This is a genomic window from Streptomyces sp. NPDC007991, assembly GCF_042958445.1.
In the GTDB taxonomy this organism is placed as follows: Bacteria; Actinomycetota; Actinomycetes; order Streptomycetales; family Streptomycetaceae; genus Streptomyces.
This window is the reverse complement of sequence record NZ_JBIBJD010000021.1, coordinates 29,703-42,823: the sequence shown is the minus strand read 5'-3', so window position 1 is coordinate 42,823 and position 13,121 is coordinate 29,703. Positions and strand designations below refer to the sequence as shown.

The 13,121-nt window shown below is 72.7% G+C and carries 14 protein-coding genes; 5 read left to right on the top strand and 9 right to left on the bottom strand.

Annotation, left to right across the window (positions count from 1 at the left end):
• Nucleotides 1-14: 14 nt before the first annotated feature.
• Genes hypB through hypE form a run of 5 tightly spaced genes read left to right on the top strand, consistent with a single transcriptional unit; the run spans nt 15 to nt 5,548 of the window.
• On the top strand, nt 15-752 hold the full coding sequence (hypB, locus tag ACFZDA_RS39045; RefSeq protein WP_391090848.1) for a hydrogenase nickel incorporation protein HypB: 738 nt from the start codon (nt 15-17) through the stop codon (nt 750-752).
• Entirely contained in the window at nt 749-3,061 is a 2,313-nt protein-coding gene (gene hypF, locus ACFZDA_RS39040) for a carbamoyltransferase HypF (RefSeq protein WP_391090846.1), read from the top strand. Before hypB ends, hypF begins: the two co-directional genes overlap by 4 nt.
• Before the next feature lie 3 nt (nt 3,062-3,064).
• The gene (locus ACFZDA_RS39035; RefSeq protein WP_354743874.1) at nt 3,065-3,346 is read left to right on the top strand and encodes a HypC/HybG/HupF family hydrogenase formation chaperone; all 282 of its coding nucleotides are present in this window, start codon (nt 3,065-3,067) and stop codon (nt 3,344-3,346) included.
• Nucleotides 3,343-4,485: a hydrogenase formation protein HypD gene (gene hypD / locus ACFZDA_RS39030; RefSeq protein WP_391090844.1), complete on the top strand. Its 1,143-nt coding sequence runs from the start codon at nt 3,343-3,345 to the stop codon at nt 4,483-4,485. Before ACFZDA_RS39035 ends, hypD begins: the two co-directional genes overlap by 4 nt.
• Nucleotides 4,478-5,548: a hydrogenase expression/formation protein HypE gene (gene hypE / locus ACFZDA_RS39025; RefSeq protein ID WP_391090841.1), complete on the top strand. Its 1,071-nt coding sequence runs from the start codon at nt 4,478-4,480 to the stop codon at nt 5,546-5,548. The genes hypD and hypE overlap by 8 nt, the downstream gene beginning before the upstream one ends.
• Nucleotides 5,549-5,592: 44 nt before the next feature.
• Here the strand turns inward: hypE and hypA are convergent, their stop codons facing one another.
• The 9 genes from hypA to ACFZDA_RS38980 form a co-directional block, all read right to left on the bottom strand.
• Complete coding sequence (hypA, locus tag ACFZDA_RS39020; RefSeq protein WP_391090839.1) at nt 5,593-5,949, bottom strand: hydrogenase maturation nickel metallochaperone HypA; 357 nt, start codon at nt 5,947-5,949, stop codon at nt 5,593-5,595.
• Nucleotides 5,950-5,956: 7 nt separating this feature from the next.
• A complete protein-coding gene (locus tag ACFZDA_RS39015) occupies nt 5,957-6,106 on the bottom strand; it encodes a hypothetical protein (protein ID WP_391090836.1) in 150 nt (49 codons plus the stop codon).
• Between the two features lie 80 nt (nt 6,107-6,186).
• Complete coding sequence (locus tag ACFZDA_RS39010) at nt 6,187-6,393, bottom strand: hypothetical protein (protein WP_391090834.1); 207 nt, start codon at nt 6,391-6,393, stop codon at nt 6,187-6,189.
• Between the two features lie 41 nt (nt 6,394-6,434).
• Entirely contained in the window at nt 6,435-7,031 is a 597-nt protein-coding gene (locus ACFZDA_RS39005; RefSeq protein ID WP_391090832.1) for a DUF5947 family protein, read from the bottom strand.
• Nucleotides 7,028-7,564 carry a NifU family protein gene (locus ACFZDA_RS39000; protein ID WP_391090830.1) on the bottom strand — a complete coding sequence of 179 codons (537 nt, stop codon included), beginning with the start codon at nt 7,562-7,564 and terminating at the stop codon, nt 7,028-7,030. Before ACFZDA_RS39000 ends, ACFZDA_RS39005 begins: the two co-directional genes overlap by 4 nt.
• Complete coding sequence (locus ACFZDA_RS38995; RefSeq protein WP_391090828.1) at nt 7,557-9,350, bottom strand: nickel-dependent hydrogenase large subunit; 1,794 nt, start codon at nt 9,348-9,350, stop codon at nt 7,557-7,559. Before ACFZDA_RS38995 ends, ACFZDA_RS39000 begins: the two co-directional genes overlap by 8 nt.
• A gap of 49 nt (nt 9,351-9,399) precedes the next feature.
• Nucleotides 9,400-10,488, bottom strand: coding sequence for a hydrogenase expression protein HypE (locus ACFZDA_RS38990; protein ID WP_391090826.1), 1,089 nt, complete (start codon nt 10,486-10,488; stop codon nt 9,400-9,402).
• A complete protein-coding gene (locus ACFZDA_RS38985; RefSeq protein ID WP_391090824.1) occupies nt 10,488-12,452 on the bottom strand; it encodes a hypothetical protein in 1,965 nt (654 codons plus the stop codon). The genes ACFZDA_RS38990 and ACFZDA_RS38985 overlap by 1 nt, the downstream gene beginning before the upstream one ends.
• Nucleotides 12,453-12,650: 198 nt before the next feature.
• Nucleotides 12,651-13,115, bottom strand: a complete 465-nt coding sequence (locus ACFZDA_RS38980) for a DUF6069 family protein (protein WP_391090822.1) — start codon at nt 13,113-13,115, stop codon at nt 12,651-12,653.
• Nucleotides 13,116-13,121 lie beyond the last annotated feature (6 nt).

The following is a 13,121-nucleotide window of genomic DNA, read 5'->3' as shown; positions in this document are numbered from 1 at the left end:
GAGGAGCGGCGCCCATGTGCGATTCCGTGGACGAGGTCACCCAAGCCGTCCTGGCGAAGAACGACGGTCTGGCCGCGGGCCTGCGCGAGACACTGGCCCGCCGCGGAGTGAGCGTGGTCAATCTGCTGTCCAGCCCGGGCAGCGGCAAGACGGAGCTGCTCGGGCGGGTGCTCGCCCGGGCGGTGGAACAGGGCCTTCCGGTGGCCGCGCTCACCGCCGACCTGGCGACCGAGAACGACGCCCACCGGCTGGCCCGTTCGGGAGCCCCCGTGAAGCAGCTGCTGACGGACGGGCTGTGCCACCTGGAGGCGCGGCAGCTGCGCGGCCATGTGGAGGGCTGGCTGCCGGAGGACACCTCGCTGCTGTTCGTGGAGAACGTCGGCAACCTCGTCTGCCCGGCGTCCTACGACCTCGGCGAGCGTCTGCGGATCGTGCTCATGGCGGTCACGGAGGGCGAGGACAAGCCGCTGAAATACCCCACCGCCTTCGGCTCCGCCCATCTGGTGGTGCTGACCAAGACCGACCTGGCCGAACCCGCCGGGTTCGACGAGACCGCCTTCGCCGCCCATGTCCAGCGGGTCAACCCCGGGGTGGAGGTGCTGCGGTCCTGCGCCCGCACCGGCGCCGGCGTCGACGCTCTTGTGGAGCGGGTCCTCGCCGTACGGGACGGGGCCCCGGCGCACCGGCCGCCGCTGGCGCCCCGCCCGCACACCCACACCCCTGAGGACGCCGAAGCCGGTCTCGTCTCGTGACAGCGCCCGCCACCCGGGCGGTGCGCCGCCGCGTCACCGTGCGCGGCACCGTGCAGGGCGTGGGGTTCCGCCCCTTCGTGCACCGCCTGGCCACCGATCTCTCGCTCGCGGGGTTCGTGAGCAACACGGCGAACGGAGTCCTCATCGAGGTGGAGGGCCCGCAGGAACGGGTCGCCGACTTCTGCGACCGGCTGGCCAACCGGCCGCCGCCGTTGGCCGCCGTCACCGGTGTCGGGGTCGAGGACCTGCCGGTCACCGGCGCCGAGGACACTTTCGCCATCCATGCCACCGACCACTCCCCCGGCCGCACCCATCTCCCGCCCGACACCGCGACCTGCGCCGACTGTCTGCGGGAACTGGCCGATCCGGCCGACCGCCGGTACCGGCACCCGTTCGTCACCTGCACCCACTGCGGGCCACGCTTCACCATCGCGACGGGCATGCCGTACGACCGGGCGGTCACCACCATGGCCGGCTTCCCGATGTGCGCGGACTGCGCCCGGGAGTACGGCGATCCCCTCGACCGCCGCTTCCACGCCCAGCCCGTGGCCTGCCCCGGCTGCGGTCCCCGGCTGCGCCTGGTGCCCGCCGCCGGCAGCGAGGTCCGCCCGGCGTGCGACGCCGACGCGTTGCGGGCGGCCCGGGCGCTGCTGGCCGCCGGGCGGATCGTCGCCGTCAAGGGCCTCGGCGGCTACCACCTGGCGTGCGACGCGACCGACGCACGGGCCGTGGAGACGCTGCGCAGCCGCAAGGCGCGCGGCGGCAAGCCGTTCGCGGTGATGTGCGCGGGCCTGGACACCGTACGGCGGATCGCCGTGCTCTCCCCACCCGAACGGGCCGCCCTCACCGGCCCCCGGCGCCCCATCGTCCTGCTGCGCCGGCGGACGGAACAGTCGGGCCTCGCGCCCGGCGTCTGCCCCGGCAGCCCCCACCTGGGCGTCATGCTGCCCTACACGCCCATGCACACCCTGCTGTTCGGTCTGCCCGGCGATCCGCCAGGACCGCGCGTGCTGGTCATGACGAGCGGCAACCGCTCGGGGGAACCGATCGTCACGGACGACGACGAGGCTCTGACCCGGCTCGCCGGGCTGGCCGACGCGTGGCTCGCCCACGACCGGCCCATCGCCTCGCCCTGTGACGACTCCCTGCTGCGGGTGCGCCCCGACGGCACCGAGCAGGTGCTGCGCCGCTCCCGGGGGTACGTGCCCCGCCCGCTGCGGCTGCCGGTCCCGGTGCGGCCCGCGCTCGCCGTGGGCGGCGATCTGAAGAACGCCCTGTGCCTGGGCGAGGGCGACCACGCCTGGTTCGGCCCGCACATCGGGGACATGGGCGATCTGACCACTCTGGAGGCGGCCCGGCGCGCCGAGGGGCACCTGCGGTGCCTGACCGGCGTCGCCCCCGATGTCGTCGCCGCGGACCGGCACCCCGGATACCACTCGGCGAGGTGGGCGGCCCGGCTGGCCGGGCACGCCCCGGTGCTGGTCCAGCACCATCACGCGCACATCGCCTCCGCGATGGCCGAGCACGGTCTCGACGGCACCGCACGCGTGATCGGCGTCGCCTTCGACGGCACGGGCTACGGCGACGACGGCACCGTCTGGGGTGGCGAGATCCTGCTCACCGGCTACAGCGGCTTCCGGCGCTACGCCCGCCTCGCCCCCGCCCCGCTGCCCGGCGGCGACGCGGGCGTGGCCAACCCCTGCCGCCTGGCGCTGGCCCGGCTGTGGGCGGCGGGACTGCCGTGGGATGCGGGCCTGCCCTGCGTGACCGCCTGTGGGGGCGACGAACTGGCCGTCCTGCGGCAGCAGTTGGCGCGCGGTGTGGCCTGTGTGACGACCTCCAGCATGGGCCGGCTCTTCGACGCCGTGTCGTCGCTCGTCGGCGTGTGCCATCGGGCGGGGTACGAGGCCCAGGCCGCCCTGGAACTGGAGGCGGCGGCCGCTTCGGCCTGGGACGCCGGCACCTCGGCGTACGCCTTCGCCGGCGATCTCGACCCGGCGCCCGTGCTCAGCGCCCTGGTCGCCGATCTGCGGCGCGGCACCCCGGCCCCCGTGCTCGCCGCCCGCTTCCACCGCGCGGTGGCGCGCGCCGTCGCGGAGATCTGCCGGCGGGCGCGCCGGGACACCGGCCTGGCCACCGTCGCCCTCAGCGGCGGGGTCTTCGCCAACGCGCTGCTGGAGGAGGAGTGCGCACGACTGCTGGACGGCGACGGATTCGTGGTGCTCCGCCACGGCGAAGTCCCCCCGAACGACGGTGGATTGGCCCTCGGCCAGCTGGTGGTCGCGGCGCACCTACGACAGGAGGAGTGACCCATGTGTTTGGCAGTGCCCGGCAAGGTCGTGGCCATCGACGACAGCGCGGATCCGCTCACCGGGCTGATCGACTTCGGCGGAGTGCAGAAACGGGCGTGTCTGGAGTACGTGCCCGAGGTGCGGGTGGGCGAGTACGTCATCGTGCACGTCGGCTTCGCGCTCCAGCGCCTGGACGAGGAGTCGGCCCTGGCCTCGCTGAAGCTGTTCGAGGAACTGGGGCTGCTGGAGGAAGAGTTCGGTGACGCCTGGGAGCAGGCGGCGAAGGAGGCGGGAACGGCGTGAAGTACATCGACGAGTTCAACGACCCGGAGCTGGCCCGGCGGCTGCTGGACGAGATCCGGGCCACCGCGACCCGGCCGTGGGCCCTGATGGAGGTGTGCGGCGGGCAGACCCACTCGATCATCCGGCACGGCATCGACCAACTGCTCCCCGAGCAGGTCGAGTTGATCCACGGCCCGGGCTGCCCCGTCTGTGTCACGCCGCTGGAGGTCATCGACAAGGCGCTGGAGATCGCCTCCCGGCCCGAAGTGATCTTCTGCTCCTTCGGCGACATGCTCCGGGTGCCGGGTACCGGCCGCGACCTCTTCCGGGTCAAGGGCGAGGGCGGCGACGTCCGCGTGGTCTACTCGCCGCTCGACGCCCTGGAGCTGGCCCGCCGCCACCCCGACCGGGAGGTGGTGTTCTTCGCGATCGGCTTCGAGACCACGGCCCCGGCCAACGCGATGGCCGTGCACCAGGCGCGCAGGCTGGGTCTGGGCAACTTCAGCCTGCTGGTGTCGCACGTGCGGGTGCCCCCGGCCGTCGAGGCGATCATGACGGCTCCGGCCTGCCGGGTACAGGGCTTCCTGGCCGCCGGGCACGTGTGCAGCGTGATGGGCACGGCGGAGTACCCGGAGCTCGCCGAGCGGTTCGGTGTGCCGATGGTGGTGACCGGGTTCGAGCCGCTGGACATCCTGGAGGGCATCCGCCGGGCGGTCCGCCAGCTGGAGCGTGGCGAGCACCGGGTGGAGAACGCGTATCCGCGTGCCGTGCGCGAGGAGGGCAATCCGGCCGCCGTGCGCATGATCGAGGAGGTGTTCGAGGTCACCGACCGGTCCTGGCGCGGTATCGGCCGGATCCCTGCCAGTGGCTGGCGGTTGCGCGACACCTTCCGCGCGTACGACGCCGAGCACCGCTTCGACGTCACCGGGATCCGTACCGAGGAGCCCGCGGAATGCCGCAGCGGTGAGGTGCTCCAGGGGCTGATCAAGCCGACCGAGTGCGCCGCGTTCGGCACCACCTGCACCCCGCGCACCCCGCTCGGCGCCACCATGGTCTCCAGCGAGGGCGCCTGCGCGGCCTACTACCTGTACCGCCGGATGAACGCCCCGACGCCGCACGCCGGCCGGTCCACGCAGGAAGGGGTGGCTCCCGTTGCCTGAGCGACTCTCCGAGGTGGTCGATCCGGCCGCCTGGACCTGCCCCGCCCCGCTGCGCGACCAGGGTGTCGTGGTGATGGGCCACGGCGGAGGCGGAGCCCTGTCGGCGGAGCTGATGGAGCAGGTCTTCACGCCCGCCTACGGCAACGCCACCCTCGCCGGTCTCGCCGACTCCGCCGTCCTCGAACTGGGCGGCGCGCGGCTGGCCTTCTCCACCGACTCCTACGTCGTCCGGCCGCTGTTCTTCCCCGGCGGCAGCCTGGGCGACCTCGCGGTCAACGGCACCGTGAACGACCTGGCGATGAGCGGTGCGCGGCCCGCGTATCTCTCCGCCGCGTTCGTGCTGGAGGAAGGCGTCGAGCTGACCGTCGTGGAGCGGATCGCCCGCGCGATGGGTGCGGCGGCCGAGACCGCCTCGGTCACCATCGCCACGGGCGACACCAAGGTCGTGGAGTCCGGGCACGGCGACGGGGTGTACGTCACCACCGCCGGTGTCGGGCTCGTCCCGCACGGGGTGGACATCCGCCCCCAGCGGGCGCGGCCCGGGGACGCCGTGATCGTCAGCGGGCCGATCGGCCTGCACGGGGTGGCGATCATGAGTGTCCGGGAGGGGCTGGAGTTCGGGGTGGAGATCGCCAGCGACACCGCGCCGCTGGCGGATCTGGTGGCGGCGATGCTGGCCGTCACCTCCGACATCCATGTGCTGCGCGACCCCACCCGGGGCGGCCTGGCGGCGTCGCTCAACGAGATCGCCCGCGCCTCGGGGACCGGCGTCCGGCTTCAGGACCGCGCCATTCCGGTGCCGGACGCGGTGGCGAACGCGTGCGGGTTCCTGGGACTCGATCCCCTCTACGTCGCGAACGAGGGCAGGCTGGTCGCCTTCGTGCCGCCGGCGGAGGCGGAGCAGGTGCTCGCCGCGATGCGTGCCCACCCGCACGGCGCCGGGGCCACGCTGATCGGCGAGTGCGTCGCCGAACACCCCGGGATGGTGGTGGCCGCCACCGGCCTGGGCGGGACGCGGGTGGTGGATCTGCCGCTCGGGGAGCAGTTGCCGCGAATCTGCTGAAGCGCGCGAAAGGGCCCCGCCGGCGGATCGGCGGGGCCCTTTGCCTAGGCCGGGGCCGGTGACGGCTCGATCCCGGTGATCTCCAGTTCGCGGCCGCTGCGCAGGTCGTTGGAGGGCTGGTCGCAGTGCGGGCACCAGAAGAACGGGGGCATGCCCACCGGGAACTCCTCGGCGCACGGGCCGCACCAGGCCTGCGCGGGGACCTGCTCGACCACGAGCCGGGCCCCGGCCAGGGCCGTGCCGTCACGGGCCACCTCGAAGGCGAAGTCGAGGGCGTCGGGGACGACGCCCGCCAGCTCGCCGACCCGGACGGTCACCGCCGAGACGGCGTCCGTCCCGTCCGCCTGGGCCAGCTCGCCGGCCCGCTCGATGATCGCGGTCGCGATCGACAGCTCGTGCACGGCCGGCTCAGGGGTAGCGGTGGCCGGCGCGGAAACCGCCGGACATCCGCCAGATCCGCATCTCGCGCCTCAGGCTGGGCAACTCCCGGCACAGCAGGGCCAGGGCCACACCGCCGACCAGGGCGGCCTCGGCCTTCAGCACCCGTTGTCCGCTCATCCCGCCCCGCCTGCGGGCGACGGGTCTGCATGCTCGTCTGACCTTCATTGCGGTGACTCCCTGCTCTCTCATCACGGCTCTCATCCCGGCGGGATGTTCGGCATGGTCTCCACGAGGGCGTCATGCCGCTTCCAGTGGATCCCCGTGGAGCGGCGCGCGTCGGCGGTGCCGTCCTCGTGGTGTCCCTTCTGCTCGTCGTACCGTCCCTTGTTGCCCTGGTGCATGCCGGCGACGTGCCCCGGCGTGTCGGGCCTAGCCTGGGCACGGCCCACTCTGATGTTGCCCATGGGGTGTTCTCCTTCCTCGCCTCCGGCCTGCGGAGACGTGTTCACGGCCGCTCGGTGAGCTCCTCGAAGAACCGCTCGACGGCCGGCCAGACCCGGCCGCCGCCGGACAGGCCGCGCCATTCCCGGCGGACGAGGGCGACCATCCGGTAGCAGTCGTCGACCGGCACGATCCAGTGGTGGTCGAGGCCGTGGACGGTGTTCACCAGGAGGGCCTCCACGTCGGGTTCCACGCCGGCGAGCTGCGGACACGTCCCGGCCAGTGCCTGCCAGGCCGCCGCGTCCACCTCCCACCGCATCGCCCCCGCCGGGCTCGGGCCCTCCGCCGTGACCGTGCCGTCCGCCCGGGGCACGAAGAAGACCAGACCCACGGGTACGCCCAGCACGGCCGTGTCGACGTGGGGCAGCCGGGCCCGGCGGCGCGGCACGAGCCGGTAGTGGCCGTCGCCCGCCCCGGCCCCGGCGAACAGCACCGAACAGGCGCCGCAGACGCAGCGCACCTCCTCCTGGCCGGTGTCGTACAGGTGGGCGTGCTCGTCGGCGACCGGCGCGGCACACAGCTCGCACTTCTCCACCTCGGCCGCCGCCGTACGGTCGGCCGAGGAGCGGATGAGGCGGGCCAGTGCCCCGTCGGTGGTCACCGTGCGCCCCGGTGTGTCAGCGTGGTCAGGGGGACGAACGCCGGAGCCGGTGTGCTTGGCACCGGCTCCACCGCCGTCAGCTCGGGAGCGACGGCGAGCACCGCCTCCCGGACCGCGTCGGTGACGTCGGAGCCGCCACCGCCGCAGCCGGATCCGCAGCCGCCCGTGGTCAGACGCACCCGGGCGACCTGGCCTTCCACACCGGCCCATTCCACGTCGCCGCCCCGTTCCCGTACGGCGGGCCGCAGCCGTTCGACGGCGCGGGCCGCCCGGCGCTCGGCGGGCTCGGGGTGGATGTCGTGCAGCACGAGCAGGTGGCCCAGCAGTTCGTCGTCGGCGAGGCGTTCGGTCAACTGCTCGTCCGCCTCGTCCAGGACGCGGGCCAGGGCCTCGCCGTAGACCTCGGTCAGCAGCCGGACCGCCTCCGTGGCCGCGCCGGGAAGGGGTTCGAGGGCTTCCAGCACCTCGTCCAGCCGGGCGAGCCGGGCCTCGACGTCCGGGTCGGCCAGCCGGGTGCCGGGAGCCTCAGCCATGGTTCGCCCCGTAGGTGGGCGAGTGCAGGGTGGTGAGCGTCCTTCCCTTGCCGACGTACATGTGCACACCGCACGGCAGACAGGGGTCGAAGCTGCGGACCGTGCGCATGATGTCGACGCCCTTGAAGTCGTCGGGCCCGTTCTCCTCGAAGATGGGCTGGCCCTGGACGGCGTCCTCGTAGGGGCCGGGGGTGCCGAACTTGTCGCGGGGGCTGGCGTTCCACGGGGTGGGCGGGTACGGGTGGTAGTTGGCGATCTTCTTGTCCTTGATCACCAGATGGTGGGAGAGGACGCCGCGCACCGCCTCGTGGAAGCCGCAGCCGATCGCCTCGTCGGGCACCTCGTAGTTCTCGAACACCTTGGTCTCGCCCGCGCGCACCATGCCCATGGCCTCTTCGAGGAACTGCAGGGCCATGGCGGCGGCGTACGCGACGAAGTAGGGCCGGGCGCGGTCGCGTTCGATGGTGTTGCTCCACCGCGGGATGCGCCACTCCAGGGTGGTCTCCGGCAGCGACTCGCCCTTGGGCAGGGAGATGCGCACGCTGTGGCCGGTGGACTTGACGTACGGGGTGTCGACCAGGCCGCTCAGCGCCGTCGACCACAAGCGGGCCAGCGGGCCGCCGCCGGTGTCGAGGGCGAGGTGGTCGCCGGTGCGCTGGTCGAACCAGCGGGGGCTCATCACCCAGCTGTACTTGTCGTCGAAGTCGCGCTTCTGCGGCACCGGGACGGTCGTCTGGTTCCACGGGTGGCGCATGTCGACGGGGTTGCCGAGCGGGTCGTGCGTGACGAAGGGCTCCTCGTTCACCCAGTCCTCGTAGTAGGAGCTGCCGAGCATGATGCGCAGGCCGAGGTTGATGTCGACGAGGTTGTTGGTGACCAGTTCGCCGTCGACGATGATGCCGGGGGTGACGTACATCGCCTTGCCCCAGGTGTTCATCGACTCGTAGCGGTAGTCGACGACCTTGGGGTCCTGGAAGGCGCCCCAGCAGCCCAGCAGGACGCGGCGGCGGCCGACCTCCTCGTAGCCGGGGAGCGCCTCGTAGAAGAAGTCGAAGACGTCGTCGTTCATGGCGACGGCCTTCTTCACGAAGTCGATGACCCGCATGAGCCGGCTGAGGTAGTCGGTGAAGGTGGTCGGTTGCGGCATCGTGCCGACGCCGCCCGGGTACAGCGTGGACGGGTGGACGTGCCGCCCCTCCATCAGGCAGAACATCTCGCGGGTGACGCGGCTGACCTTCAGGGCCTCCTTGTAGACCTCGCCCTCGAAGGGGTTGAAGGCCTTCATGATGTCGGCGATGGTGCGGTAGCCGTGGATGTCTCCGCGGGGCGCGTCGGTGCGTTCGGCGCGGGCCAGGACACCGGGGTTGGTGGCCTTGACCATCGCCTCGCAGAAGTCCACGAACACCAGGTTGTCCTGGAAGATCGTGTGGTCGAACATGTACTCGGCGGCTTCGCCGAGGTTGACGATGTGCTCGGCCAGCGGGGGCGGCTTGACGCCGTAGGCCATCTGCTGGGCGTAGTCGGAGCAGGTGGTGTGGTTGTCGCCGCAGATGCCGCAGATCCGGGACGTGATGAAGCCCGCGTCGCGCGGGTCCTTGCCCTTCATGAACACCGAGTAGCCGCGGAAGAGCGACGAGGTGCTGTGGCATTCCACGACTTCCCGGTTGGCGAAGTCGATCTTCGTGTAGATGCCCAGGTTCCCGATGATCCGGGTGATGGGATCCCAGGACATGTCCACGAGCTGTGGCGGTTTGCGCTCGGTGGGCCGGGCCTCGGTGGTGGTCATCTGCGGTACTGCCCCTCGCTGTCGGTGGTGGGATGGGTCGCGGGTCTCGTCAGGGGCGCCAGTGCGGGTCGTAGCCGCTGGTCAGCTTGCGCTTGTTGTGGCGCCATCTGGGCTCGTGGTTGACCAGTTCGTTGGTCATGCCGCGCAGACGGCGGATGACGGCCCCGTACGGCTTGATGGCCAGGGACGACAGGGTTCCGCCGGGGGGTTCGTCCATGAACGGCATGAACGCGTCGGGGAAGCCGGGCATCGTGCAGCCGATGCAGATGCCGCCGACGTTGGGGCAGCCGCCGATGCCGGCCATCCAGCCGCGCTTGGGCACGTTGCAGTTGACGACCGGACCCCAGCAGCCCGTCTTCACCAGGCACTTGGGTGAGTTGTAGTCCATGGCGAAGCTGGCCTGCTCGTAGTACGCGCCGCGGTCGCAGCCCTCGTGGACCGTCTTCCCGAACAGCCACTGCGGGCGCAGCATGTGGTCCAGCGGGGGCGGGGGTGCGGAGCCGGCCGCGTGATAGAGGACCCAGATCAGGGTCTCCATGAAGTTCTCGGGCTGGATGGGGCAGCCGGGCACGTTGACGATCGGCAGGCCGCCCTGGGAGGTGAAGTCCCAGCCCAGGTAGTCGGCCAGGCCCATGCAGCCGGTGGGGTTGCCGGACATGGCGTGGATGCCGCCGAAGGTGGCGCAGGTGCCGGCGGCGACCACCGCCCAGGCCTTGGGGGCCAGTTGGTCGATCCACCAGTTGAGGGTCTGCGGCTCGCCGGTCTCCGGGTCGTTGCCGAAGGACGTCCAGTAGCCGTCGCCCTCGATGATGTTCTGGTTGGGGACCGAGCCCTCGATGACGAGGATGAACGGGCCCAGTTCGCCGCGTACGGCCGCCCGGTAGGGGGCGAGGAAGTCCTCGCCCCCGAGGCTCGGGGAGAGCACCTTGTTGACGAGGTTCACCTTGGGCAGGCCCGGGATCAGCCCGAGCACGAGGTCCTCGATGGAGGGCTGGCCCGCGGCGGTGAGGGAGACGGTGTCGCCGTCGCAGCTCATGCCTTCGGAGATCCAGAGGATGTGGATCTCCTCCATGCCCTGCCGTTCCTCGGTCCGGTCGGGTTCCTTGCTGACGTCGGTGGTACTGCTGTGCGTGGTCATCACTCGGCCTCCGCTGCGGGGGTCTCGGAGTCGGTCGTGTGCCGCGAGGGGGCCGCGGCGGGAGCCGGTGCCGACGGCTCGTCCCGGGATCCGGCGGGTTCGAGGGGTTCGAGCTCATCGGGCCGGAAGTAGTGGAAGCGGCCGTACCAGGCGTGGAGTTCGGCCGCGGGATCGTCGTCGAGGGTGACGGCGAGGTGCACGCTGCCGTCGACGTCGTGGAAGACGGCGGCGACCTCGGCGGTGCGGCCGGCCAGGAACATGTCCTGAGCATCGGCACCACGCCCGCGCGGCCGCAGCCGCACGCGGCTGCCACCGCCGAGCGGAACACCGTCGACGAGCACGGTGTCGGTGACCGGGGAGAGCCCGTCGTCGACGCCTTCCTGCCACCAGGCGGGACGGTCGGTGGGGGTGGGGGGCGCGTCGGTCGCGGGCGCGGCACTCGCGGGGGCGGGGGCCTCGGCCGCCGGGGTCATGGGGACGGCGGTCCCAGGCCTCGGAGTCACAGGCGCGCCGATCCCAGACGCCGGCGGCCGAGGCCCGGAAGCCGCAGGCGGCGGGGTCACGGACACGGCCGTCCCAGGCGCCGGGGTCGTGGACGCGGGCGTCCGGAGGGCGCGAGCCCCGGGCCCCGGGGCCGCGGGCGTGGCAGTCATGGGCGCGACAGCCCCGGCCGCCGAAGTCGCAGGCGCGGCCGTCACAGGCGCCGCGGTCGCGGGTGCGGCAACCCCGGACGCCGAAGTCCCGCACACAGCCGCCCCGGACGCGGCAACCCCAGTCCCCGAAAACCCTGGCGCGGCAGCCGCAGCCGCAGCCGCCGCTGTCGCAGGCGCGGGCGTCACGGGCGTGACCGTCGCGGGCGTCGCCGGTGTCAAAGAGCGGACGGCGCCGTGGAGGCGTTCGAAGATCTCCTGCGGCATCGTGTCGACGCGGTCGAGGATCGCGGCCGCCCGCGGGTCGGTGGCCCGCGCCTCGCGCTTCTCCTCGTCGGTCAGCAGCATCGTGCGCAGCGTGAGGATCTCGTCGATCTCGGCGGCGTCGTGCAGGTCGCCGGGGCTTTCGGGGGCCACCCGGGGGTGGTCGGGCAGGATGATGGGCGCGGAGAGCAGGACGTGGCCGTCGTCGCCGCCGAGGACGGGGAAGGTGAACTCGTTCCGGCACGAGCGGGCGAGTGCGCTCAGGTCCGTCGGCGGGTCGATCAGGGAGACGAACTCCACGCCGTCGCCGCCGATGAGGGTGTGCGTGGCGATGAGGGCGCGGCGCAGTGCCTCGTCACGAGCCGTCCCCGGTTCGGGCGCGTGCCCGGTGTTCGTGGTGCGTACACGGAGCCGGCAGAGGTCGTCCGCGAGGCGCTCGGCGGTGACGGTGACGTCGGCCCGTACCTCGTCGCGGCGCCGCACCACCCGCCCGGCGTGGGCGGGCAGCGGCTCGACGTCCATGCCGGCCGGTGCGACCACGGGGATGGTGCGTCCGCCCTGGAGGAGCTCGGCGAGCGGGACCTCGACCTCGCGTTCACGCGGTACGGCCTCGTCGAAGGTCAGATGCGTCGTGCCGTCGGCGGTGCACAGCGACTCGACGGCGTGATGACGGCCCTCCCGGGTCTCCTCCACCTGCTTGCGCTGCATCTGGAGGTGCCGGATCCGCACACGTACGGACGCGCTGCCGGGCTGCCGGACCCTCAGCAGGCACTCGGTCTGCTGGTACCAGGAGTCGGCGGAGCCGGAGACACCCGGGACCACGGGGCCGTCCGCCTCCGCCCAGTCCCTCGGGAACAGCACCCCGAACTGCCATCGGACGCGGTTCTTGGCCGAGGACCGGCGGTAGGGGTAGAGGAGGTAGCCCTCGTAGAGGACGGCGTCGGCGACCGCGCTAACCTGCTCGAAGGGGTCCGGGGGCCACTCCGGCGGATCCTCGCCGCCTCTCGTGGCAGCGCGCGCCGTGCAGCCCTCGGCCAGTCCCTCCGCCATCGCGTCTCCTCGTCCGGGTGTGCACACGCATCCAGGGATGCACACGCATCCCTTCCACCACGGTCACACCGCTCATCCACGGTCGCCTCCTCCGGCGCAGTGCCATTGGGCCGTTCGGGGCCGGCGCGTGGTGCACGACGACGGCCCGTCGGCGGTGAGCGCGACGGGCCGGTGCCGGGATGGCGGGAGTCGAGGGCGTCACCTCCGCACGTGGGACAGCCGCCGCGCCACCAGGGGGATGATCACCGCGGCGGCCACCCCATGTGACACGGCTAGGACGGCCTGGGTGGACGTGGCCGTGTGCGGGGCGACGGCCGGGCCGGCGAGGGACAGTGCGGTGAGGACGACGGTGGTCACGGTGAACGTGCGGGCGGGCTGCTTCGCCCAGCGGGCGAGCACCACCGCCAAGGCGATCCCGGCGACCGACCAGAACACCACACCGCCGCCGAAGCCGCCGACGGGGATGGGCGCGGCCTCCGCGGCGCCGGGACTGGCCGCCTCCATCGGGACGCCCGCGGCCCGGGCGACGAGCGCGAACGCCTCGGTCGCGACGGCACCGGCGAGCGTCGCCAGGATGGCGACCAGCCATACGGGGCGCGTGGAAAGGAAGCCGGCGGGCCGGGAGGCGGTTCGGGGCCGCGCCTGCGGGATCGTCACGTTCATGTCGCC

Excerpts from the sequence above, each read along its gene's own strand:
- hypB (WP_391090848.1), top strand. The coding sequence starts at position 15 with ATGTGCGATTCCGTGGACGAGGTCACCCAAGCCGTCCTGGCGAAGAAC.
- ACFZDA_RS39035 (WP_354743874.1), top strand. The coding sequence starts at position 3,065 with ATGTGTTTGGCAGTGCCCGGCAAGGTCGTGGCCATCGACGACAGCGCG.
- ACFZDA_RS39015 (WP_391090836.1), bottom strand. The coding sequence starts at position 6,106 with ATGAGCGGACAACGGGTGCTGAAGGCCGAGGCCGCCCTGGTCGGCGGT.
- ACFZDA_RS39010 (WP_391090834.1), bottom strand. The coding sequence starts at position 6,393 with ATGGGCAACATCAGAGTGGGCCGTGCCCAGGCTAGGCCCGACACGCCG.
- ACFZDA_RS39000 (WP_391090830.1), bottom strand. The coding sequence starts at position 7,564 with ATGGCTGAGGCTCCCGGCACCCGGCTGGCCGACCCGGACGTCGAGGCC.
- ACFZDA_RS38995 (WP_391090828.1), bottom strand. The coding sequence starts at position 9,350 with ATGACCACCACCGAGGCCCGGCCCACCGAGCGCAAACCGCCACAGCTC.
- ACFZDA_RS38990 (WP_391090826.1), bottom strand. The coding sequence starts at position 10,488 with ATGACCACGCACAGCAGTACCACCGACGTCAGCAAGGAACCCGACCGG.
- ACFZDA_RS38985 (WP_391090824.1), bottom strand. The coding sequence starts at position 12,452 with ATGGCGGAGGGACTGGCCGAGGGCTGCACGGCGCGCGCTGCCACGAGA.
- ACFZDA_RS38980 (WP_391090822.1), bottom strand. The coding sequence starts at position 13,115 with ATGAACGTGACGATCCCGCAGGCGCGGCCCCGAACCGCCTCCCGGCCC.